This is a genomic window from Nonomuraea sp. NPDC003560, assembly GCF_042878785.1.
Taxonomy (GTDB): Bacteria; Actinomycetota; Actinomycetes; order Streptosporangiales; family Streptosporangiaceae; genus Nonomuraea.
In genome coordinates this window covers 470,275-490,116 of the sequence record NZ_JBIAOF010000008.1, presented here as the reverse complement: position 1 = coordinate 490,116, position 19,842 = coordinate 470,275, and the positions used below count along the sequence as shown (strand labels likewise).

The following is a 19,842-nucleotide window of genomic DNA, read 5'->3' as shown; positions in this document are numbered from 1 at the left end:
TAATTAGGGGGTCACGTCAAGGCTAATGATCTTCATGGTTGGGGAGGAACACGCCACAGTGCTTGCGTTCCGGAGGTACGTCTATGGCCTGGTCGCAGGACGAGGAGCGAATGCTGGCCCAGATCGAGCAGCACCTCGTCGACGACGATCCGCGGCTCGTGGCCCGGCTCGAGTCGTTCAACGAGCGGGCTCGTCGCAGCGAGGCGCGGGCGAAGGGGCAGCCGGGCCACAGGCGGCCACGCCGGTCGACGGTCATCATCGTGATCAGCTGGGTGCTCATCGCGACGCTGGTGGCCACCCTGCTGATCATGGTGCTCCAGCACGAGGCCGCCACCGCCGTGGCCCTGGCCGCCTCGCGCTGACCTCCCCCGAACCGTCGGCCTGCCTCAGGCCGTGCGAACGGTCGGCTCGTGGTGTACCGGGAAGTTGACCGAGGCGGCGATGAAGCACGCCTTGTGGGCGTCCTCGTGCAGGCGGGCGGCGGTCTCGGCCATCTCCGGCGCGGCCACGGTCACCTCGGGGCGGAGCACGACCTCGGTGAAGTGGCCGCCGGCGCCGCTCTCGGCCATGGTGCCCGCCGCGTGGTCGGCGTACGCCGTGACCACGACGCCCGCCTCGGCGCACAGGTGCAGATACCACAACATGTGGCACTGGGAGAGCGAGCCGACCAGCAACTGCTCGGGGTTCCACCGGGCGGGGTCGCCGCGGAAGGCGGGGTCGGAGCTGCCCGCGATGACCTGCCGGCCCTCGGCGGACAGGTCGTGGTCGCGGTCGTAGTCGCGGTATCCGCTGGTGCCGGTGCCCCGGTTGCCGGTCCAGGTCACGGTGGTGGTGTACGTGTGGTGGCGGGTCATGCGGGTTCGTCCTTGCTGTGAGTGACGGCGCGGGTGTCGAGGACGTGCGCGCGGGCGATGGCCGCGGCGTCCTGCGGCCGGGCCTCGGTGATCGCGGCGAGAAGCTGTTCGTGCTGGCCGGAGACGTGCGCCGGACGGGACGGCGGCGCCAGCGAGCGCAACGTGGACACCTGGATCTGGTCCCACACGCGCTCCAGGGTGTGCAGCGCGATGGCGTTGGCCGCCAGCTCGGCGATCCGCCGGTGGAAGCGGCGGTTGAGCCCGACGGCCTCGCCGAGCCGGCCCTGCGCGGTGGCGGCCGCCGTGGCGTCGGCGACCTGCCGCAGCGAGGCCAGGTCGGCGGGGGCGATGCGGCCCTCGCCCTGGCGGGTGGCCGCCAGCTCGGCCGTGAGCGCCTCCAGCGCCGCCCGCACCTGGTAGGCGTCCTCCAGTGCGGACGGCTCCAGGGCCACGACGACCACCCCGCGCCCGGCCGGGCGCACCAGGCCGTCGGCGGTCAGCGCCCGCAGCGCCTCGCGCACGGGGGTGCGGCTCATCTCCAGACTCGCCGCGACCTCTGTCTCGGTCAGCCGCGCCCCCGGCGGGTAGGTCCCGTCGAGGATCAGCTCCCGCAACCGGCTCCACGCCACATCGCTCTGCACGGACCCGACTCTAACGCTTTGCATACATTGCATGCAATGCATGCGACTCCTGTGAGAGAAGCTTCGAGCTATCCCTGAGGAGAGGTCAGAGGCCCTTGAGGAAGGTCGCCGCCACCGGGGCCGCGACCTTGCCGCCCGTGCCGCCCCCCTCCACGACCACCGCGAAGGCCACGTCGCCCTTGAACCCCATGAACCAGGCGTGGGTGTCGAGCTTGTCGCCGGTGCCGAACTCGGCCGTGCCGGTCTTGCCGTGGGTGCCGGCGGGCAGGCCGCTGCCCCTGGCGGTGCCCTTGGAGACCACGGCCGCCATCATGCTGTGCAGCTGCTCCTTGACCCCCTTGGGCAGCGCCTGCTCGCCGGCCTTCTGCTTGAGCGAGGGCACCAGCGTGGGCGGCCGCCACGTGCCGTCGGCGATGGCGGCGGCGACCGAGGCCATCGACAGCGGGCTCGCGGTGATCCTGGCCTGGCCGAAGGACTCGGCGGCCAGCTCGGCGTCGGACTGGGCCCGCGGGAAGCTGGCCTTCGTGGCCGGCACGCCGATGTTGAGCGGCTGGTTGAAGCCGACGCCTTCCGCCGTCTTGAGCAGCTTGTCGGCGCCGAGCCGCTGTTCGGCCAGCGGCGCGAAGGTGGTGTTGCACGAGTGGGCGAAGGAGTCGAGGAACGACAGCGAGCCGAACTCCTCCTTCTCCGAGTTGCGGATCTTCAGCCCGCCGACGGTGGCGTACATCGGGCAGGTGACCTTGTCGCTGGGCGACAGGCCGGCCGCCAGCAGGCCGATCGCGGTGACCGCCTTGAACGTGGAGCCGGGCGGGTAGCGGCCGTCGAGGGCCCGGTTGAAGCCGCCCTGGTTGTTGACCACGGCCAGGATCTCGCCCGTGGAGGGCCGGATGGCGACCATGGAGGTGGGCTTGGGGACGTCCTTGACCGCGGTGACGGCCGCCGCCTGCGCCCGCGGGTCGAGCGAGGTCTCCACGGGCTTGCCGTCGGTGCCCTCGATGGTGCCGAGGGTCTTGCCGCCGAGCTGGATCTGGGTGGTGGGGGTGCCGGCCAGCCGCTTCTGGAAGGTCTCCTGCAGGCCGCCGCGCCCGATCGCCTGTCCGGGCTTGTAGGAGGCGCCGAGCTTGGCGACGTCCTTCTTGGTGGCCTTGTCGAGGTAGCCGACGAGCTGCTGCACCGAGCCGCCGGACGTGCCGGTGTCGATGCGGCCGCCGTCGGCGTCGGTGATCTCGGCGCGCTGCGGCCAGCTCGTCTTGACGGCGAACGCCGCCCCCGGGGTCAGCTGCGGGTGCAGCGTGGACGGCCGCCAGTCGACCTTCCACATGCGGTCGGCCACCACGAGGTCGAGCTGCCCGTCGTAGGACCAGGAGCCGATGTTCTTCAGCGCCAGGGTCGCGGTGTAGGGGACCTTGGCCCGGCCGTCGCCCTCGACCACCCGCCCCAGCTTGACCGTGGCCGACTCGACGCCGAGCGCGGCGCGCTGCTGGTCGTAAGCGGTGAGCTGCTGCTGGGTGGCCAGCTCGGCGGTCATGGCGGCCTTGTCGCCGGCCTGCCAGGCGGCGGCGAAGCGCTGCGCCGTCTCGCCCGGTGTGCCCTTGGTGCGCAGCAGGTAGTAGGCGCCCCCGCCCGCGGCCCCCGCCACGAGCACGGCGGACACCGACACGATCGCGATGGTACGGCCCCGCGCCACTGGTCAGCCCCCTGGTCCTCGACGTCAGGTGTCAGAGCCTAGCGGTGACCGGTCACGTCGTTCCATTGGCGGTCTTGAAGCTGGAGGCGTACGCGGGCACGTACTCCTGCCCGGACAGCTTCTGGACGGACTCCATGACCTCGTCGGTGACCCGGCGCCGGTCGCGCGCCTTGGTGTGGTCGCCCTCGAAGCGCATGGGCCGGCCGATGGAGATGCCGATCTTGGCGGGCCTGGGCACCTTGGCCCCGACCGGCAGCACCTTCTCGGTGCCCTTGAGCGCCACCGGCAGCACGGGCGCGCCCGTCTTGAGCGCCAGCCAGGCCACGCCGACCTTGCCGCGGTAGAGGCGGCCGTCGGGGGAGCGGGTGCCCTCGGGGTGGATGCCGAACAGCTCGCCGCGCTCCAGCAGCTCGGCGGCGGCATCGAGCATGGCCTGGGCGGCGTGGGCGCTCTCGCGGTCGATCGGCAGGCTGCCGCCCAGGCGCATGAAGAAGCCGGAGACGGGGTTGCCGTCGAAGTACTCGTTCTTGGCGGTGAACGTGACGCGCCGGGGGAGCAGCGCGGGCAGCAGGAAGGAGTCGAGCACGGAGAGGTGGTTGGCCGCCAGGATGGCCGGGCCGACCCTCGGGACGTTCGCGGCGCCGGTGATGTGCGGCCGGCACATCGCGTGGGCGAGCGGCGCGGCGGCGAACTTGACCACTTCGTACAGCAACGGGCTCTCCTGGATCATGGGCAGTCAACCTTGCCACCCTAAGGCAGCGGGACGCCCGGAAAGCTTTAAGGCCGATGTGGTGGTCGCCTCCTCGGCGAGGTGCACAACACGGTTCCAGCCGAACGGTATTCCGTGAAGGCGGTAATTTGCGGCCCGGGGGACACAGCCACATCGGCATTTCCGAGTTAAGCACAGCCTCTGGCGTTGGAGGTAATCGTGCCCGCCGGATGGGGCGCGCGTGACCTGCGCGCCGGAGCTCACGGGCCGACGGGGCCGTCCATGAGCAGGGCGTAGGCGTGTTCGGCGGCGCGCACCGCGTCGGCCTCCGTCTCGGCCAGGGGCCGGCCCCCGGCGAGCTGCGCCCAGGTGCGGCGGGCCAGCACCCGCTGCACGGCCAGCGCCTGGGCCGCCAGCAGCGCGGCGGTCAGCTCGTCCACGCTCTCGGCCAGGGCCTCGGCCAGCTCGGCCTCGTCCTGGGTCATGTGGTGGAACAGGCGGACGGCCAGGCTGGGCGTGTCGAACACCATGCGGTGGAAGGCCAGCACCTCGGGGTGGTCGTTGAGCCCGGTGACCGGGTCGTGGGCGGCCAGGCCGTCGAGGTGGTGGCGGCGCAGCGCCGCGACCGGGTGCTCGCCGGGCGCCCGGCCGCGCACCACGCGGGCCGCCTCGCCCTTGTGGTCGGCGAACCGGTGCAGGACGAGGTCCTCCTTGGTCGGGAAGTACTTGAACAGTGTCGGCTTGGACACCCCGGCCGCCGCCGCGATCTCGGTCACCGGCACCTCGTCGAAGCCGCGTTCCAGGAAGAGCGCGATCGCCGCCGTCGAGATGGCCTCGTGCACCCGCTGCCGCTGCAGCTCCCGCAGTCCCGTCATGACCGCACTCTATCAAAGTGTTAACCTGGTCAATGTCTTAACCGAGTTAACGCTTTGGGGGTGGGCATGGGAACGCTCGACGACGAACGGCGTCACGTCGAACGGTGCAGGGCGGGGCTGCGCAGGATGCTGGAGGGCGCGCGGGAGAACGTGATCGTCGGCGAGACCGTCGCCGGCGACCGCTACAGCGCGGAGCGGCTCGGCCGCCATCTCAAGAGCCTGGCCAAGGAGCTGAGCGAGGAGCCCGACGGGCCGCCGTTCTTCGGCCGGCTCGACTTCGGGCAGGACTCGGCCGAGCACCGCGGGCGGGCGTACCACATCGGCCGGCGGCACATCGCCGGCGAGCACGGCGAGCCGCCGGTGGTGATCGACTGGCGCGCGCCCGTGGCGCGCGCCTTCTACCGGGCCGGCGCCCGCGACCCCCAGGGCGTCGAGGTGCGCCGCCGTTTCGGCTGGTCGGGCAGCACGCTGACCGGCTACGAGGACGAGCGTCTCGGCGCGGGGGAGGAGGGCGGCGGCGCGCTCCTGGCCGCCGAGATCGAACGCCCCCGCGTCGGACCGATGCGCGACATCGTCGCCACCATCCAGCCCGAGCAGGACGACCTCGTCCGCGCCGACCTCGACACCACCATCTGCGTCCAGGGCGCCCCCGGCACCGGCAAGACCGCCGTCGGCCTGCACCGGGCCGCCTACCTGCTGTACGCCCACCGCCGGCGCCTCGAACGCTCCGGCGTCCTGGTGCTCGGCCCGAACCGGACCTTCCTCGGCTACATCGCGGCCGTGCTGCCCGCGCTCGGCGAGGTGGACGTCGAGCAGACCACCCTGGAAGGGCTGCTCGGCGCCTACCCGGTACGGGCCGTCGACTCCGCGGCGGCCGCGGCGGTCAAGCACGACGTCCGGATGGCCGATGTGCTGCGCCGCGCGCTGTACGGCCGCATCCGCAGGCCCGCCGAGCCCGCCGTGGTGGCCGACGGCTCCTACCGCTGGCGCGTCGGCGAGGACGAGCTGCGCCGCATCGTGGAGGACACCAGGCGGGCCGCGCTCCCGTACGGGGTCGGGCGCGAACGCGTCAGGGCCAGAATGGTGGCGGCGATGCGGCGGCAGGCCGAGGCCCGCGGCCAGACCTGCGACGCCGCCTGGGAACGCCGGATCGGCCGGGCGCTCACCCCGGCGCTCGACGCGACCTGGCCCGCCGTCCGCCCCGAGGACGTGCTGCACGAGGTCCTCAGCGCCCCGCCCGAGGGCCTGCTGACGGACGCCGAACGCGCCGCGCTCGCCTGGCCCGGCCCGCCGCACGGCGCCAAGAGCGCCAAGAGCGCCAAGTGGACCGAGGCCGACCTGGTGCTGCTGGACGAGCTGGCCTGCCTGCTCGAACGTCCCCGCGGCTACGGCCACGTCATCGTGGACGAGGCCCAGGACCTGTCGCCCATGCAGTGCCGCGCCGTGGCCAGGCGCAGCGAGCACGGCTCGCTGACCGTGCTCGGCGACCTGGCCCAGGGCACCACGCCGTGGGCGGCCAGGTCGTGGCCGGAGCACCTGGAGCTGCTCGGCAGCCCCGGCGGCCGGATCGTGGAGCTGACCACCGGCTTCCGCGTGCCCGGCGCGGTCGTGGAGCTGGCCAACACGCTGCTGGCCGCGCTCGACGCCGACGTGCCCCCCACCCGCTCCCACCGCTCCGACGGCAGGCTGCGCGTCATCGCGACGGCCGAGCTGGAGAAGGGGGTCGTGGCGGCCGTACGGGAGGCGGGCGGGTTCGAGGGGTCGATCGGGGTGATCGCGGCCGACGCCCACGTCGAGGCGATCACCTGTGCGCTCTGGAACGAGGGGGTGGACCTCGGCGAGCGGCTGAGCGTCGTGCCCGCCTCGATGTGCAAGGGCCTGGAGTACGACCACGTGGTGCTCGCCGAGCCGGCCGCCGTCGTCGCGGCCGAGCCGCGCGGGCTCAACCGTCTGTACGTCGCCCTCACCCGCGCGGTCTCCCGGCTCGACGTCGTCCACGCCGAACCCCTTCCCCCTCAGTTTTCCCGCCCGTCATAACCCTTCTGAAATGGGCAGATGTCGGGACTCGGCGGCTCGACAGGCCTCCGGCTCTGGTGTGTGATGTGATTCACTTCACGAGGGAGCCGGAGAATGACCGCTTCGCAAGACCCGCCCCCGGGCGACGACGAGCACACGCGTGAAGGGCGCCGGCCGCAGCCGCCGCCCTACGCCCGGCCGCCGCAGCGGCAGGGCGCCCAGGTCCTGTCGATCATCGGGTTCGTCAGCGCCGCGGTGGCCATCCTGTTCATACCGATCCTGTTCGGCCTGGCCGGCATCGTGCTGGGCATCGTCGGCCACACCCGCGGCGAGTCCCTGGGCAAGTGGGCCGCCATCGCCGCCGCGGCCTGCATGGTCGTCGGCATGGTCCTCGGCGCGCTGGCCACGCGCGCGCTGGGCTCCTGACCCGCTGTGCCCGCGTGAGATCCGCCGTCGCGCGGGCACAGGGACGCGTCCCGGAATGAAGCGCGCCTCCCGGGTGCTGTCAGGGACGCAGTCGCTCATGGAAGAAGGCGTTGACCATGTCCCCGCAGGTGTCCCCGCAGGTGTCCCCGCAGGCGGACGCGGCCCATCTGATCGTGCGAGCCCTGGAGGCGGAAGGCGTCGAGTACGTCTTCGGCATCCCCGGCGAGGAGAACATCCACTTCGTCGACGCGCTCAACGACTCCTCCATCCGTTACATCCTCGTCCGGCACGAGCAGGGCGCGGCGTTCATGGCCGAGATCTACGGCAGGCTCACCGGCAAGGCGGGGGTGGCCTCGGCCACGCTCGGCCCCGGCGCGATCAACCTGCAGCTCGGCGTGGCCGACGCCACCACCAACAGCACCCCCGTCGTGGCGATCACCGCCCAGGTCGGCCTCGACCGCATCTACAAGGAGTCGCACCAGGTGGTCGACCTGGTGTCGCTGTTCCGGCCGATCACCAAGTGGGCCGACCTCGCCCCCACGGCCCTGGCCCTGCCCGAGATGATCCGCAAGGCGTTCAAGACCGCCCAGACCGAGCGGCCCGGCGCCGTCTACCTGGCCATCCCCGAAGACGTCGAGTCGGCCCCCGTGCCGGCCGACCTCGGGCCGCTGCCGGTCAACGTCGTACGCCCCCAAGACCCCTCCGCCGCGCAGATCGCCCGCGCGGCCGACGTGCTGGCCCGCGCGCGCCGGCCGATCGTGCTGGCCGGGCACGGCGCCGGGCGGGCCGGGGCGGCCGCCGCGCTGGTGCGCTTCTCCGAACGGCTCGGGCTGCCGGTGGCCACCACGTTCAACGGCAAGGGCGTCTTCCCCGACGACCACCCCCACGCGCTGGGCGCGGTCGGCTTCATGCGGCACGACTACGTCAACTTCGGCTTCGACGAGGCGGACGTGCTGATCAGCGTCGGCTACGAGCTGCAGGAGTTCGACCCCGTCAAGATCAACCCGAACCGCGACAAGGAGATCATCCACCTCCACCGGTTCGCCGCCGAGGTCGACGACCACTACCCGGTGGCCGTCGGGGTGCACGGCGACATCTCCCGGTCGCTGGACGCGCTCGCCGACGCCGTCCCGCGCCGCTTCGAGCTCAACGGCACCGGCGAGAAGATCCGCCGTCTGATGCGCGAGGAGCTGGAGCAGGGGCGCTCGGAGGACGGCTTCCCGCTGTCGCCGCGGCGCGTCGTCGCCGACATCCGGGAGGCCATGGGCCGCGAGGACATCGTGCTGGCCGACACCGGCGCGGTGAAGATGTGGATGGCCCGCATGTACCCGACGTACGAGCCCAACACGATGCTGGTCTCCAACGGGCTGTCCTCGATGGGGTTCGCGGTGCCCGGGGCGCTGGCCGCCAAGCTGGCCTTCCCCGAGCGCAAGGTGCTGGCCGCCACCGGCGACGGGGCGTTCCTGATGAACTCCCAGGAGCTGGAGACGGCCGTCCGCGAGCGCATCCCGATCACGGTCCTGGTGTGGGTCGACGACGCGTACGGGCTGATCGAGTGGAAGATGGACCTGGAGCTCGGCCGTCACTCGGGCATCCGCTTCGGCAACCCCGACTTCGTCGCCTACGCCGAGAGCTTCGGCGCCCGCGGCTACCGGATCACCAGCGCCGGGGAGCTGCTGCCCACGCTGCGCAAGGCGCTGGCCGACGAGACGGTGTCGGTGATCGCGGTGCCCGTCGACTACGCGGCCAACCTGGAGCTGACCGGCAAGCTCGGCGAACTCACCGGCCCCTTCTGACCGGCCGTTCCCAGGGGCATCTGGGTCAGGTTCTCGTCCAGTGGGGCTGCGCGACGTCGAACACCCGCTGTTCGCGCCCGCGCAGCGCCACCTCGGCGAACTGCCACAGGATCGCCCCGGTCGGCGCGTGGATCACGATGTCCGGCCCGAGCGGCATCTGCAGCAGCTCGCCCTGCCAGCGCGGCACGCCGGGCGCGAGGAAGCGCTCCAGCGGCACCGCGTGCACCGAGGCCACCTCATGGGCGTCGCCCACCGGCTCCTGACGGCCCCCGAACGCCACCACCGGAGTGATCACGAACCCGGAGTCGGCGACGAAGTCGTCGAGCAGCCCGGCCACCGCCACGCCGGTCACCCCTACCTCCTCGGCCAGCTCGCGCAGCGCCGCCTCCACCGGCAGCTCGCCGTCGTCGAGCCGCCCGCCCGGCAGCGCCCACTGCCCCGCGTTGCGCCCCCGCGCCGCCCTGCGGATCAGCACCGTGTACGGGACGCGCTCGGCGTCCTCCAGCACGCACACCGTCACGGCCGCCCGGCGCACCCCTGGGACGGGCGGCACCTCCCGGCGGTCGAAGGCGGCGAGATGCGCGGTGACCTGCTCGCGCAGCACGTCGATCGGGGGCAGCATCCCCTCAGGATCCCACGCCCTGCCCGTACGGGCCGAGAACCCGTCAGGAGAGGGCGGCCACTCCCTCCAGGAGGCGGTCGACGTCCGAGCGGTCGTTGTAGTGGACCAGGCCCGCGCGGACGGCGCCGCCCGAGTCGCGCACGCCGAGGGCGCCGGTCAGCTCCCAGGCGTAGTTGTGGCCGTTCCAGACGTTCACCCCCAGCCCGGCCAGATGCTCGGCGACCTGGCGCGGGGTGTGCCCGGCGACGGTGAAGTAGGCGGTCGCGGTGCGCCTGGCGGGCTTGCCGAGCAGGGTGACGTGCGGCATCGTCTCCAGGCCGGAGATCAGGGCGGCGAACAGCTCCAGCTCGTGCTCCTCGGCGGCGGCCATCGAGGCGAGCAGGCGCTCGCGGCGGGTGCCGGTGCCGGGGACCATGGCGGCCAGGTGGTCGACGGCCGCGGTGACCCCGGCCAGGTCGGCGAACGCGGACGTGCCGGTCTCGAACCTCTCCGGCACGGTGTCGGGGGAGGGCCGCAACTTGGCCGGGCGGACCGTCTCCAGCAGCGCCGGGTCGGCGACGACGGCCCCCACGTGCGGCCCCGACCACTTGTAGGCGCTGGTGGCGTAGAAGTCGGCGCCCAGCGCCCGCATGTCCACCGGGCCGTGCGGGGTGGCGTGCACGCCGTCCACGTACAGCAGGGCGCCCGCGCGGTGGGCCAGCTCGGCGATGGCGGCCACGTCGGGACGGGTGCCGAGGATGTTGCTCGCCGCCGTCACCGCGACGACCTTGGTCCGCTCCCCGATCAGGTCGGCGTACTGGTCGACCGGGAGCTCGCCGGTCACCGCGTCCACCTCGGCCCAGCGGACGGCGGCGCCCGTCTGGGTCCACGGACGCACGTTCGCGTCGTGGTCCAGCCGGGAGACCACCACCTCGTCGCCGGGCCCGGTCAGCGCCCTGGCCAGCCGGTACGTCAGCGTCGTCATGTTCGGGCCGAGGATCACGCCGTCGGGACGGCCCCCGACCAGGTCCGCGACGGCGGCCCGGCAGGCGGCGACGATCTCGTCCGCCCGGCGGCTGGCGGGGAAGGCCCCGCCCACGTTGCCGAGCCCGGCCCGGTAGGCGGCGGAGATGGCGTCGATCACCGGCTGCGGCGTCTGGGTGCCGGCCGCGCCGTCAAGGTAGGCGAAACCATCGGAAAGCGCAGGATAGGAGGAACGTACGAACTCCAGGGGGAAAGGCATGATAAGTAGATGCTCACCCTCAGAGACCTCAACCGCGCCACCTTGGCCCGGCAGCACCTTCTCGCCCGGCACGAGGGCCGCCCGGCCGACGTCGTGCACCGGCTGGCCGGGCTGCAGGCGCAGGAGCCGCGGCCGCCCTACCTGGGGGTGTGGACGCGGCTGGCCGGCTTCCGGCGCGAGGACCTGCACGACTCGCTGCACGCGGGCGGCCTGGTGCGGGCGACGATGATGCGGGCCACGCTGCACCTGGTGACGGCGGAGGACTACGCGTCCTTCCGCCCGCTGCTGCGTCCCATGCTGGCCGCCGCGGCGCGCCGGTTCGAGGGCGTCGACTTCGAGGCCGTCGCCGCGGTCGCCGACCGGCTGCTCGCCGACGGGCCGCTCACCTTCAACGAGCTGCGGCCCCTGCTGCTGAAGGAGTTCCCCGGCGCCGACGAACGGGTGCTCGGCTACGCCGTGCGCATGATGACGCCGCTGGTCATGGTGCCGACGCAGGACCGGTGGAGCTTCCCGCGCGAGTCCGCCTTCGGGCTGCCCGGCGTCGAACTGGACCCGGCGCCCAGCGTGGAACGCCTGGTCGAGCGGTACCTCGCCGCGTTCGGCCCGGCCACCCCCGCCGACGTCCAGACCTGGTCGGGACTGGGCGGGATGCGGGCCGTCATGAAGGGGATGGAGCTGGACAGGCTCGTCGACGAGACGGGACGCGAACTGTTCGACCTGCCCGGCGCGCCGCGGCCGGGCGGCGACGTGCCAGCGCCGGTGCGCTTCCTGCCCGACTTCGACAACCTCGTCCTGGGGCACGCCGACCGTACGCGGGTGCTGGCGGACGAGTTCAGGCCGCTGGTCGCGACCAAGAACCTGCGGATCAAGGCCACGTACCTGGTGGACGGGTTCGCGGCGGGGACCTGGCAGATCAAGCGGTCCGGCAAGAAGGCCAAGCTCCTCATCAGCCCCTTCGCCGCGCCGACGCCTCTGGACGTCCTGGAGGAGGAAGGGCTCGCGCTCCTCGCCTTCGCCGAACCGGACGCGACCACCCACACCCTCGAACACACCCCACCCGACTGACCACCCCGCCCGAAGAACGAACGTGCGAAATTGAGATGCCGGAGCCGGGGGCGCATCCCTACCCTCGGCCCATGCGTCACGAATCCGCCCTGTTGAACGTCATCGACGTGGAAGCCACCTGCTGGGACGGGCAGCCGCCGCCCGGCTCCGTCAACGAGATCATCGAGATCGGCCTCACCGTCGTGGACGTGTCGGCGCGGCGCCGGGTGTCCCGGCACCGCGTCCTGGTCCGCCCTGTCCGATCGGCGGTGAGTGACTTCTGCACGGAACTGACCGGCCTGACGCAGGCCGAGGTGGAGCGGGGTGTCACCTTCGCCGAGGCATGCCGGATCCTCGCCGAGGAGTACGACGCGGGGGAGCGTCCCTGGGCGAGCTGGGGCGAGTACGACCGCCGGCAGTTCGCTCGACAGAGTCAGGCCGACGGAGTGGCCTACCCGTTCGGCCACCCGACGGAACGCACCCACACCAACGCCAAGGCCGTGTTCGCGGCGGCGTACGGACTGCGCAAGAAACCCGGCATGGATCACGCTCTGCAGATCGCCGGACTGCCGCTGGAGGGACGCCATCACCGCGGCGAGGACGACGCCTGGAACATCGCGGCACTCGTCCTCGACCTGTTGGACCGCGGGGCATGGCCGGGCCGCTAGCTCCTGGTGCGACTGATCCGGTTGTGTCGGTGTGGCCTCGTAGACTCCCCTGCCACGTCGTCGAAGGGATTGCCGTGGAAGACCCGACAGGGATCGCAGCGCTGACCGAGATCCTGCCCGCAGATCTCGGCGCGGACGAGGAGATCGACTGGTCGGCGGCAGAGGCGCGGTGGGGCACGCGGTTCCCGCGTGACTACATGGCCTTCATGTCCGTCTACGGCGGCGGCTCGTTCGCCGAGGTCGGCATCCTCATGCCGTTGCCCAAGGAGTACATCCAGTGGGATCCCGGGACCTTCGAGGAGGAGACGGAGAACGCCCGTGACACCTGGGAGATGCTGGGCGGCCAGGAAGGGCTCGACATCGACCCGAACCACATCCTCGCCTGGGGCATCACCTCGGGCCCCGACATCCTGTGCTGGCTGACCACCGATCCCGACCCCGACCGGTGGCCCGTCCTGGTCTGCGGCCGCCATACCCGCGAGGGCTTCACCCTCTTCCCCTGTGGCATGGTCGAATTCCTCCGCATGCTGCTCCTGGACGAGCACGACCCCTACCCCCTCAGCATCGACCTGCGTAACGCCTCGCCGCGCTACGTGCACTGGCTCGAAGAACAGAAGCGCTGGAAGGCGAGATTGGACGCCGACTTCGGTTCGCCACGATCAGCCGATCAGTAGGGTCTGCGGGCAGGCGCGTCGGTGATCCTGTCGGGGCTGGAGTCTGTCGGGAGGGATGCGCGGTGGCGGAGGCGGTACCGAGGCCGGTGGCGGCGACGCCGGACGACGTCCTGCGGGCGCGGGCCGAGACGGCGACGAGCCTGCCGGCTCCGCTGGTGGCATTGTGGAGCGTTCGGAACGGCCTGCACACGGAGTGCGGTGTCGCGGTGTACTCGGCGGGGGACATCGGTGAACGCAACGCCACTTACGAGGTCGCGCGGTATGCACCAGGGTTCCTTCTCGTCGGCGATGACAGCGGTGGCCGCGGATTCCTCCTGCGCGCCGATGACCCGGACTCCGCCGTGTTCTCCTCCGGTCTGGGTGACCTGGAGCCTGCGGGCTTCGACGTCGTGGCGGCGGACTTCCCGTCCTGGATCGAATCGCTTGGTCCTGGCCCCTCCTGCTGACAGCGGCCGGCGAGTCGCTTCGACCGGAGGCGAAAAGGCTTCGCGATGTGAGTGCACCGGATGGCAGGGTGCAGCGCATGGCACCCCAGTACGAGATTCGCGCAGACTACGACGCTGACACGATCGTGGTCTACCAGGCATATGCGCCTGCCATAGCCGACGCGGCGCTGCGCGCGGGCCGTTTCGTCGCGCCGTTCTCGTTCCAGAGGATGACCTGGATCAAGCCCTCGTTCCTGTGGCTCATGCATCGCAGCAACTGGGCACGCAAAGCCGGTCAGGAGCGTGTTCTCGCAGTGCGGATGACCCGGCGGGGCTGGGAGGAGGCTCTGTCCCAGGCCGTGCTCACGACAGCGGATCCGGCGGCCGTGGCCCGGGCAGTCGTCCATGTCCAGTGGGACCCGGAACGTTCGTTGCGCGGAGCGGCGCTGAACCACTACAGCATCCAGGTCGGCATCGGCCGCGACCTGATCCGCGCCTTTACCGACGACTGGATCGTCAGCCTCACCGACCTCACCCCGCAGGTCCGCAAGGCCACGGTTCTGACACAAACCGGGCACGCCGCCAAGGCCCGACGGCTGTTCCCCGCCGAGCGGGTGTATCCCCTGCCTCGAACGCTGGAACGCCTCCTCTCTCCGGGCAGATGACGGCCTACCGGCAAGAGGGATGGACGAACCGTGCCAAGAGCGCATGGGATGCCACAGGCGCCGACCCGGAACCGGTGCACGAGACGCCGGGCGACCTGATGGACGACGTCCTCGGCAACCTGCCGCAGAACGTGTGATCGCGGTCGCGGTCCATGCTGGACGACTACGCGAGGCGGTTGCGCGTGAACCGGCGCATCGGCCGCGAGCCGACCCCCGATGGCGCACCCACGCTCGTCCTGCCGACGTCCGGCGTGCGGACGAGGTCCGGCGCGCAGGGCCGGGCTAGGCGAGGCCGAGGTCCCGGCGCACGCGGGCGTAGTGGCGGCCCGGCAGGAGGCTGCCGACCGCCCACGGCTGGTTCTCCGGCATGCGCCTGCCCAGGTCCTCCAGCAGGCGCTGCGCGCCGGTGAGGTGGCCGCCGTGGTAGAGCGCCGCGCCGAACAGGTGCGCGGCGTCCAGCGCCCGCGGATGCGGCCGGGCGCCCTCGCGCCACTTGTCGGACGCCGCCACCAGCGGACGGGCCACCTCAGGGTCGCCGAAGTAGCCTTCGAGGATCTCCCGCGCCGTACGCTCCGACTCGCCGATCCGGCCCCACGCGACTTCGAAGTGGGCCAGCGCCAGCGTTGCCGTCACCGGGTCGCCCGGCGGCGCCGCGTCCGCCGCGCGGCGGGCGAAGGCCAGCACCTCGTCGTCGGAGCCGTACCACTTGCCGCACAGCACCTGGACGCGGGTGTAGTGGCCCAGATACAGGTGCGGAGCGCGGGCGGTCAGCTCAGCCCAGAGGCGGTCGAGCTCCTGCCGGCCGGCCTGCGCGCCGAGCGCGTGCCACTGCAGCCGCTCCCATGGAACGGGATCGTCCGGACGGGCCTCGGCGGCCTGCCGCAGCGGGACGGCGGCGTCCGCAAGCACCTCGTGGAAGCGGGCGAAACGCTGGTCGCCCACGTACGCGGCGTAGGAGCCGCCGCGGATCGCCCATGCCTGCTGGATCCGGGCGGCGCCGAGCCAGAGCAACGCGTCGGGGTCGTCACCGGCCAGCCGGAGCAGCGCCTCGGTGTGCGCACGGGCGGCGATCCCCAGTTGCTCGACGCGCAGCGCACGCACCTCGTGGTCGTCGCGCGCCTGGCGGACCAGCTCCAGGCCCGGCTCCAGCCGTCCGGCCCGCACCTGGCGCAGCGCCTGCTCCAGCGCGGGATCGTCCCACGACCGGCCCGGACGCATGCGCGAGGTCTTGTCGAGCAGCTCGGCCGCGGCCGTGATCACCCGTATCAAGGACATCCGTGATCAATACCGCACGTGATCACGGTGTCGCAACAGCGCCGAGCAGCTAGTTCCAGGCACCAGGCACCCCGTAGGGCACCTTGCCCTCAAGTTGCTCCTGATCGAGCACCTCGCTCTCCAGAGGCAGCGCAACGGTGACCTGCCGTCCCCAGGTGGAGTAGCGGGTGTCCGCCGTGAGCCGGAACACGGACCCCCTCCAGTGGTGCATGACCCCCTTGGCCGTGACTCGCTCCACCAGTCCAGCCGTGCTCAGGCGGATGGTGTAGGAGATGGTGCTGACGGGCTCGCTCCAGGAGTAGCCGCGAAAGCGCGAGGCGAAAGAACGCGACACCTTGACCAGCTTGTCGGCCTTGATCATGCCCTTCACCACTCCGCCGCGCCACGACGTGCGGTGGGCCAGCAGCGTCTTGAGCGTGGCGGGTTCCAGAACCTCCAGCAGCGGGTTGCTGGCCGGCAGATCGGTGTACGGATAGCGCACCCAGCTCGTGCCCTGCGGCAGTACGTCGGCGAATCGGGGGCCGGAGACGTAGTCGTCGTGGCCTGACGAGATCACCCTCAGGGGCAGTTCTTCAGCGGCGGCGTCCTCGGCCATGCCGAGTTTCTTCAGACCGCTCATCACCGTCTTGCTGTACCGCACGCGCTGGGACGTGTCAGAGGCGATCTCACCTTGGGGCCCGAACCCGACCGTGCCGTCCAGGGCCAGGGTGTAGGACCCGCCGCGACCGTGGTCCACCTTCGCGGTGGACACGATGTTCACGCTCTTACCGCGGGTCAATGTGGCTCGGAGCGCTTCTACCGGGTCGTTCCCGGACACCGCCTGGGCGGGGACGGCGACGAGCTGTACCAGGCCCGCGATCAGGATGACACCCATGACGGTCCGCTTCATCACATTCCTCTGGAGATGGTGGGAGGGCGCAACAATCTTGTGCCTACGAGATCAACTGTCAAGCTGAACCGTGACCGTGGGGTCCCCGGACCCGGCCGGCATCCTGGCTGCTGAGCCCGGCGTCATGAACTGCTGCGACCACTCCGCGGACGACGTTTGTCCGGGCCGGTGAAACCGGGTTCCAGACAATCCACCCGCCACCAAGACTGAGCCCTGACACGCCTACCGGGGCGTGCCTCCTCATCGAGCCGCGAGAGGCAATCCTACGACGGCAACGTCCGCAGCTCTCCCCGGCTCGGACAGCCCAACTTCCTCTTCACCTGCTATGTGGGGACGCAGATCTACCCGCGCTGCTGGGTTCGTGGAGACTACAGCGGCGGGGACAACCGCTGGTACACCTGGCGTGGCGGCCAGGGCCAGCCGGACCGCTACATCCACTTCAGCCAGGTCTCCAGCGAAGGAGACGGCGGCGGCATGATCCAATGCCCCTGGTGCACCGGGACAACCGGCGGACCGGTGCCGGTGCACCCGCCATCAGGCGGCGAAGCGCGTGACCGAGCCGGACAGGCCGCGTCGGACGACGCAACCGGGGGTGCGGCCCCGGCCGTCACATCCGGGGTGCGTGCCTGGCCGGGCTCTCGGCCGTGGGCAGGCACCGGGTCTCGAGGACGGCCGTGATCCGCCGGACCTCCAGCGGCACGTTCTGGATCACGGCCAACTCGTGGGCGCGACGCAGGCAGGCGGCCGCTTCGGCCGGGCGCTCCAGAGCGATGAGGCTGTCGGCGCGCAGGCACAGTGCCTCGCGTTCCATCACCCGATCGCCATAGCGGCGGACGTCATCGAGGATCCTGATCGACAGCGTCTCCGCATAGGCGTGGCGACCGGCTCTCACCGAAGCGAGCAGGTCGGACATCGCGATCAGCGAGGAGACGCGCGTGTTGCCCGCCGCGAGCTTCATGGCCTTGTCCAGCATCGGGCGTGGGTCGCCCCCTTGGAGGAGGGCCAGGCGCGCGAGCAGAATGGCCTCGCTGAGGGTGTCACCCAGCCTGGCGGCGATGGACACGGCTTGGGTGAGGTGCGCCAGAGCGGACTCCGCGTCCCCCAGCCTCAGCTCGGCGGCGCTGAGGTTGGCCAGTGTCAGCGCCTTGACGGAGCTCTCGTCCAGCAACGGCAGCGCCTCCTCGGCCAGGGCGAGAGACTTCTCGCGCCGGTACTGGAACCCCTCGACCGCGGACAGCGAGGCGAGCATCGCCCCCGCGCCCCGCGATTCGTCATGGTCGCGGCAGACCCGTAAGGCCAGCCGGGAGGTCTGCTCCCAGTCCACGAACTGGCCGTGGATCTCGAACAGGCGAACGCCGGCCAGCGCCAGGTCCCAGCACATGGCGGCGTGTCCGAGTTCGGCGGCGTGATGGATGCCGGCGAGCAGGGTCTCAAGCTCGGCCGCCATCCACCTCATCGGCTCGTCGGGCAGCACCCGACCCCGCGGCCGCCAATGCGGGGCGCCGCTGTCCAGCAGCCGGAACCCGCCCGCGTATTCACCCTCACAGGCGTCCTTGACCAGCGCCAGCAGGCATGACAGGAAGCGGTCACGAACACTGTCCTGCGCCGGCCCGGTACCGGCGCGCTCGCGGGCCAGCAGCCGGATCAGATCGTGGAAGCGATAGCGCTCCTGGCCGGCGATGTCCAAGCCCTCAGGCTGGAGCAGTTGCCGTTCGGCCAGCCGTTCCAGCAGGTCGCCGCCTGTGCTGACAGGCACCATCAGCAGGGCGGCGGCCATCCAGGCGGTGAAGGTGGGCACCGGCAGCAGACCGAGCCGCTCGAACAGGACCCGCTCGGCGTCGGGCAGCTCCTGATAGCCGGCCTCCAGACTGGCGCGCACGTCCAGCTCTCCCGCACGCAGCTCATCCAGCCGCCGCTCCTCGGTGAGCCTGGCGGCCAAGGTCTCCGGGGTCCAGCCAGGCCGGGTCACCAGCCGGGCGCCGGCCACGCGAAGGGCGAGCGGCAGCCTGGCGCACAGCTCGACCAGCGGGACGGCGTGGCCCGGCTCGATGCGGGCGATACGGCTCAGCAGCAGCGCGGCGTCGGCGGGAGGCAGCACGTCGAGTTGGATCAGCGATGCCCCGCAGGCGGTGACCAGCCTCTCGAACCTGCTACGCCCGGTGACCACCGTCACGCAGCCCGCCGCCCCGGGCAGCAGCGGCTCCACGTCCACGGACCCGGAGGCGTTGTCGAGGACGATGAGCATCCGCCGCTCGGCCAGGACCTGGCGGTACAGCGCGATGCGGGCGTCGTGGTCCTCGGGGACGAGGATGACCCCGAGTACGGCCAGGAAGCGGGGCAACACGTCGGCCGCGGTGTGCTGCCCGAGGTCGGCATAGAGCTGCCCATCAGGGAAATGGTCGCGGGAACGATGGGCCCAGCGCAGCGCCAACCCGGATTTGCCGACGCCGCCCACTCCGCTGATGACGGCCACGTCCGCCGGGCCGTGCAGGAGCCGATCCAGCACGCCCAGCTCCTGCGTACGGCCGGTGAAGGCGTACACGTCGGGGGGCAGCAGCCGGGGGGCCGGCTCGTGGCGGAGCAGTTCCTCGTGGAGGCGACGCAGCGGGCCACTCGGCTCGACGCCGAGTTCGTCCACCAGCTTGGCGCGGGTCCGCCCGTACAGCCGGAGCGCCTCAGCGGGACGCCCGGCGGCGGCCAGGGCACGCAGCCACAGCTCCACGAACGATTCGCGCAGCGGTTGTCCGGCCACCGCGGTGGCCATGTCACTGGCGCATTCGGCGAAACGCCCCAACGACATCAGAGCCTTCGCACGTGCCTCGATCGCCCCCAGCCGCGTCTCCTGCAGCGCGGCGGCCTCGACCCTGATGTCCTCCAGATCGTCCAGCCCGCTGTACGGCGCGCCTCGCCACAGGGCCAGGGCCTGATCCAGGAGGGCCAAGGCGCGCTCGGCCGGCTCGGCGGCGGCGCGCTGGACCCATCGCGTGAACCGGAGCGCGTCCAGCTCATCGTCGGCGACGCGCAGCATGTGGCCGTCGCCGCGGCGCACCAGCCTGTCTCCGACCGTGGCGCGCAGCCGGTGCAGGTGCCAGCGGAAGGTGCTGGGCGAAGGCGCCGCGGACGGCCATGCCGCCTGCGCCAGGACGTCGCCCGACACCGGCCGGTTGGCGTGGCACACCAGCATCGCCAAGAGGGTCAGTTGCTTGCCTGCCGGAATTGTCGCGCCGTCGACCGTTACTGCCCCGAGCACCCCGATTTCCACTGAGCTGATTATGGGGGTTGCCGAGCCGGTAAGTCATACCGTCTTGACGAGGCTGGTCAAAGGCGGGCGGCCGGTCCGTCCGGCCATGGTGC

20 protein-coding genes are annotated in these 19,842 nt (G+C 71.8%); 10 read left to right on the top strand and 10 right to left on the bottom strand.

The genetic code is table 11. The annotated features are described in order from the left end of the window. The first annotated feature begins 83 nt into the window (after positions 1-83). Positions 84-362, top strand: coding sequence for a DUF3040 domain-containing protein (locus tag ACFYUV_RS31090; protein ID WP_352328164.1), 279 nt, complete (start codon positions 84-86; stop codon positions 360-362). A gap of 24 nt (positions 363-386) precedes the next feature. Here the strand turns inward: ACFYUV_RS31090 and ACFYUV_RS31085 are convergent, their stop codons facing one another. The 5 genes from ACFYUV_RS31085 to ACFYUV_RS31065 all read right to left on the bottom strand — a co-directional run bounded on the left by ACFYUV_RS31085 (position 387) and on the right by ACFYUV_RS31065 (position 4,766). Then, a complete protein-coding gene (locus tag ACFYUV_RS31085) occupies positions 387-854 on the bottom strand; it encodes an OsmC family protein (protein ID WP_387674315.1) in 468 nt (155 codons plus the stop codon). Beyond that, positions 851-1,495 carry a GntR family transcriptional regulator gene (locus ACFYUV_RS31080; RefSeq protein WP_358299147.1) on the bottom strand — a complete coding sequence of 215 codons (645 nt, stop codon included), beginning with the start codon at positions 1,493-1,495 and terminating at the stop codon, positions 851-853. Before ACFYUV_RS31080 ends, ACFYUV_RS31085 begins: the two co-directional genes overlap by 4 nt. 85 nt (positions 1,496-1,580) lie before the next feature. Next, on the bottom strand, positions 1,581-3,155 hold the full coding sequence (locus ACFYUV_RS31075) for a penicillin-binding transpeptidase domain-containing protein (protein WP_387674311.1): 1,575 nt from the start codon (positions 3,153-3,155) through the stop codon (positions 1,581-1,583). A gap of 79 nt (positions 3,156-3,234) precedes the next feature. Next, a complete protein-coding gene (locus ACFYUV_RS31070) occupies positions 3,235-3,912 on the bottom strand; it encodes a lysophospholipid acyltransferase family protein (RefSeq protein WP_387674308.1) in 678 nt (225 codons plus the stop codon). 239 nt (positions 3,913-4,151) lie between these two features. Continuing rightward, positions 4,152-4,766: a TetR family transcriptional regulator gene (locus ACFYUV_RS31065; protein ID WP_387674305.1), complete on the bottom strand. Its 615-nt coding sequence runs from the start codon at positions 4,764-4,766 to the stop codon at positions 4,152-4,154. A 66-nt stretch (positions 4,767-4,832) separates the two neighbouring features. Between ACFYUV_RS31065 and ACFYUV_RS31060 the strand changes: the two genes are divergently transcribed. The 3 genes from ACFYUV_RS31060 to ACFYUV_RS31050 all read left to right on the top strand — a co-directional run bounded on the left by ACFYUV_RS31060 (position 4,833) and on the right by ACFYUV_RS31050 (position 9,004). After that, positions 4,833-6,803, top strand: a complete 1,971-nt coding sequence (locus tag ACFYUV_RS31060; RefSeq protein ID WP_387674302.1) for a HelD family protein — start codon at positions 4,833-4,835, stop codon at positions 6,801-6,803. A 93-nt stretch (positions 6,804-6,896) separates the two neighbouring features. Further along, complete coding sequence (locus ACFYUV_RS31055) at positions 6,897-7,208, top strand: hypothetical protein (RefSeq protein WP_387674300.1); 312 nt, start codon at positions 6,897-6,899, stop codon at positions 7,206-7,208. 116 nt (positions 7,209-7,324) lie between these two features. Next, a complete protein-coding gene (locus tag ACFYUV_RS31050; RefSeq protein ID WP_387674297.1) occupies positions 7,325-9,004 on the top strand; it encodes an acetolactate synthase large subunit in 1,680 nt (559 codons plus the stop codon). 25 nt (positions 9,005-9,029) lie between these two features. Here the strand turns inward: ACFYUV_RS31050 and ACFYUV_RS31045 are convergent, their stop codons facing one another. Beyond that, on the bottom strand, positions 9,030-9,626 hold the full coding sequence (locus ACFYUV_RS31045) for an NUDIX hydrolase (protein WP_387674294.1): 597 nt from the start codon (positions 9,624-9,626) through the stop codon (positions 9,030-9,032). A gap of 43 nt (positions 9,627-9,669) precedes the next feature. Continuing rightward, positions 9,670-10,848: a cysteine desulfurase-like protein gene (locus tag ACFYUV_RS31040; RefSeq protein ID WP_387674291.1), complete on the bottom strand. Its 1,179-nt coding sequence runs from the start codon at positions 10,846-10,848 to the stop codon at positions 9,670-9,672. Between the two features lie 9 nt (positions 10,849-10,857). Between ACFYUV_RS31040 and ACFYUV_RS31035 the strand changes: the two genes are divergently transcribed. From ACFYUV_RS31035 to ACFYUV_RS31010, 6 genes are all read left to right on the top strand, one after another. Continuing rightward, positions 10,858-11,913, top strand: a complete 1,056-nt coding sequence (locus ACFYUV_RS31035; RefSeq protein WP_387674288.1) for a winged helix DNA-binding domain-containing protein — start codon at positions 10,858-10,860, stop codon at positions 11,911-11,913. 71 nt (positions 11,914-11,984) lie between these two features. Then, complete coding sequence (locus ACFYUV_RS31030) at positions 11,985-12,560, top strand: exonuclease domain-containing protein (protein ID WP_387674285.1); 576 nt, start codon at positions 11,985-11,987, stop codon at positions 12,558-12,560. 74 nt (positions 12,561-12,634) lie between these two features. Next, positions 12,635-13,234 carry an SMI1/KNR4 family protein gene (locus ACFYUV_RS31025; protein WP_387674282.1) on the top strand — a complete coding sequence of 200 codons (600 nt, stop codon included), beginning with the start codon at positions 12,635-12,637 and terminating at the stop codon, positions 13,232-13,234. A gap of 62 nt (positions 13,235-13,296) precedes the next feature. Further along, the gene (locus ACFYUV_RS31020) at positions 13,297-13,680 is read left to right on the top strand and encodes a hypothetical protein (RefSeq protein WP_387674280.1); all 384 of its coding nucleotides are present in this window, start codon (positions 13,297-13,299) and stop codon (positions 13,678-13,680) included. Positions 13,681-13,757: 77 nt separating this feature from the next. Next, entirely contained in the window at positions 13,758-14,324 is a 567-nt protein-coding gene (locus ACFYUV_RS31015; RefSeq protein ID WP_387674277.1) for a DUF4291 domain-containing protein, read from the top strand. Continuing rightward, positions 14,321-14,461 carry a hypothetical protein gene (locus ACFYUV_RS31010; RefSeq protein WP_387674274.1) on the top strand — a complete coding sequence of 47 codons (141 nt, stop codon included), beginning with the start codon at positions 14,321-14,323 and terminating at the stop codon, positions 14,459-14,461. Before ACFYUV_RS31015 ends, ACFYUV_RS31010 begins: the two co-directional genes overlap by 4 nt. Before the next feature lie 145 nt (positions 14,462-14,606). On the opposite strand, the gene ACFYUV_RS31005 is transcribed toward ACFYUV_RS31010, so the two are convergent. From ACFYUV_RS31005 to ACFYUV_RS30995, 3 genes are all read right to left on the bottom strand, one after another. Next, a complete protein-coding gene (locus tag ACFYUV_RS31005) occupies positions 14,607-15,599 on the bottom strand; it encodes a hypothetical protein (protein ID WP_387674271.1) in 993 nt (330 codons plus the stop codon). Between the two features lie 49 nt (positions 15,600-15,648). After that, positions 15,649-16,473, bottom strand: coding sequence for a hypothetical protein (locus ACFYUV_RS31000; protein ID WP_387674268.1), 825 nt, complete (start codon positions 16,471-16,473; stop codon positions 15,649-15,651). Between the two features lie 622 nt (positions 16,474-17,095). Then, positions 17,096-19,672, bottom strand: coding sequence for a BTAD domain-containing putative transcriptional regulator (locus tag ACFYUV_RS30995; protein WP_387674265.1), 2,577 nt, complete (start codon positions 19,670-19,672; stop codon positions 17,096-17,098). Between the last annotated feature and the right edge of the window lie 170 nt (positions 19,673-19,842).

What these genes read in the sequence shown, in the direction of transcription:
- ACFYUV_RS31090 (WP_352328164.1), top strand. Translation starts at nt 84, where the DNA reads ATGGCCTGGTCGCAGGACGAGGAGCGAATGCTGGCCCAGATCGAGCAG.
- ACFYUV_RS31085 (WP_387674315.1), bottom strand. Translation starts at nt 854, where the DNA reads ATGACCCGCCACCACACGTACACCACCACCGTGACCTGGACCGGCAAC.
- ACFYUV_RS31070 (WP_387674308.1), bottom strand. Translation starts at nt 3,912, where the DNA reads ATGATCCAGGAGAGCCCGTTGCTGTACGAAGTGGTCAAGTTCGCCGCC.
- ACFYUV_RS31065 (WP_387674305.1), bottom strand. Translation starts at nt 4,766, where the DNA reads ATGACGGGACTGCGGGAGCTGCAGCGGCAGCGGGTGCACGAGGCCATC.
- ACFYUV_RS31060 (WP_387674302.1), top strand. Translation starts at nt 4,833, where the DNA reads ATGGGAACGCTCGACGACGAACGGCGTCACGTCGAACGGTGCAGGGCG.
- ACFYUV_RS31055 (WP_387674300.1), top strand. Translation starts at nt 6,897, where the DNA reads ATGACCGCTTCGCAAGACCCGCCCCCGGGCGACGACGAGCACACGCGT.
- ACFYUV_RS31050 (WP_387674297.1), top strand. Translation starts at nt 7,325, where the DNA reads ATGTCCCCGCAGGTGTCCCCGCAGGTGTCCCCGCAGGCGGACGCGGCC.
- ACFYUV_RS31045 (WP_387674294.1), bottom strand. Translation starts at nt 9,626, where the DNA reads ATGCTGCCCCCGATCGACGTGCTGCGCGAGCAGGTCACCGCGCATCTC.
- ACFYUV_RS31040 (WP_387674291.1), bottom strand. Translation starts at nt 10,848, where the DNA reads ATGCCTTTCCCCCTGGAGTTCGTACGTTCCTCCTATCCTGCGCTTTCC.
- ACFYUV_RS31035 (WP_387674288.1), top strand. Translation starts at nt 10,858, where the DNA reads ATGCTCACCCTCAGAGACCTCAACCGCGCCACCTTGGCCCGGCAGCAC.
- ACFYUV_RS31030 (WP_387674285.1), top strand. Translation starts at nt 11,985, where the DNA reads ATGCGTCACGAATCCGCCCTGTTGAACGTCATCGACGTGGAAGCCACC.
- ACFYUV_RS31015 (WP_387674277.1), top strand. Translation starts at nt 13,758, where the DNA reads ATGGCACCCCAGTACGAGATTCGCGCAGACTACGACGCTGACACGATC.
- ACFYUV_RS31010 (WP_387674274.1), top strand. Translation starts at nt 14,321, where the DNA reads ATGACGGCCTACCGGCAAGAGGGATGGACGAACCGTGCCAAGAGCGCA.
- ACFYUV_RS31005 (WP_387674271.1), bottom strand. Translation starts at nt 15,599, where the DNA reads ATGTCCTTGATACGGGTGATCACGGCCGCGGCCGAGCTGCTCGACAAG.
- ACFYUV_RS31000 (WP_387674268.1), bottom strand. Translation starts at nt 16,473, where the DNA reads ATGGGTGTCATCCTGATCGCGGGCCTGGTACAGCTCGTCGCCGTCCCC.
- ACFYUV_RS30995 (WP_387674265.1), bottom strand. Translation starts at nt 19,672, where the DNA reads ATGCTGGTGTGCCACGCCAACCGGCCGGTGTCGGGCGACGTCCTGGCG.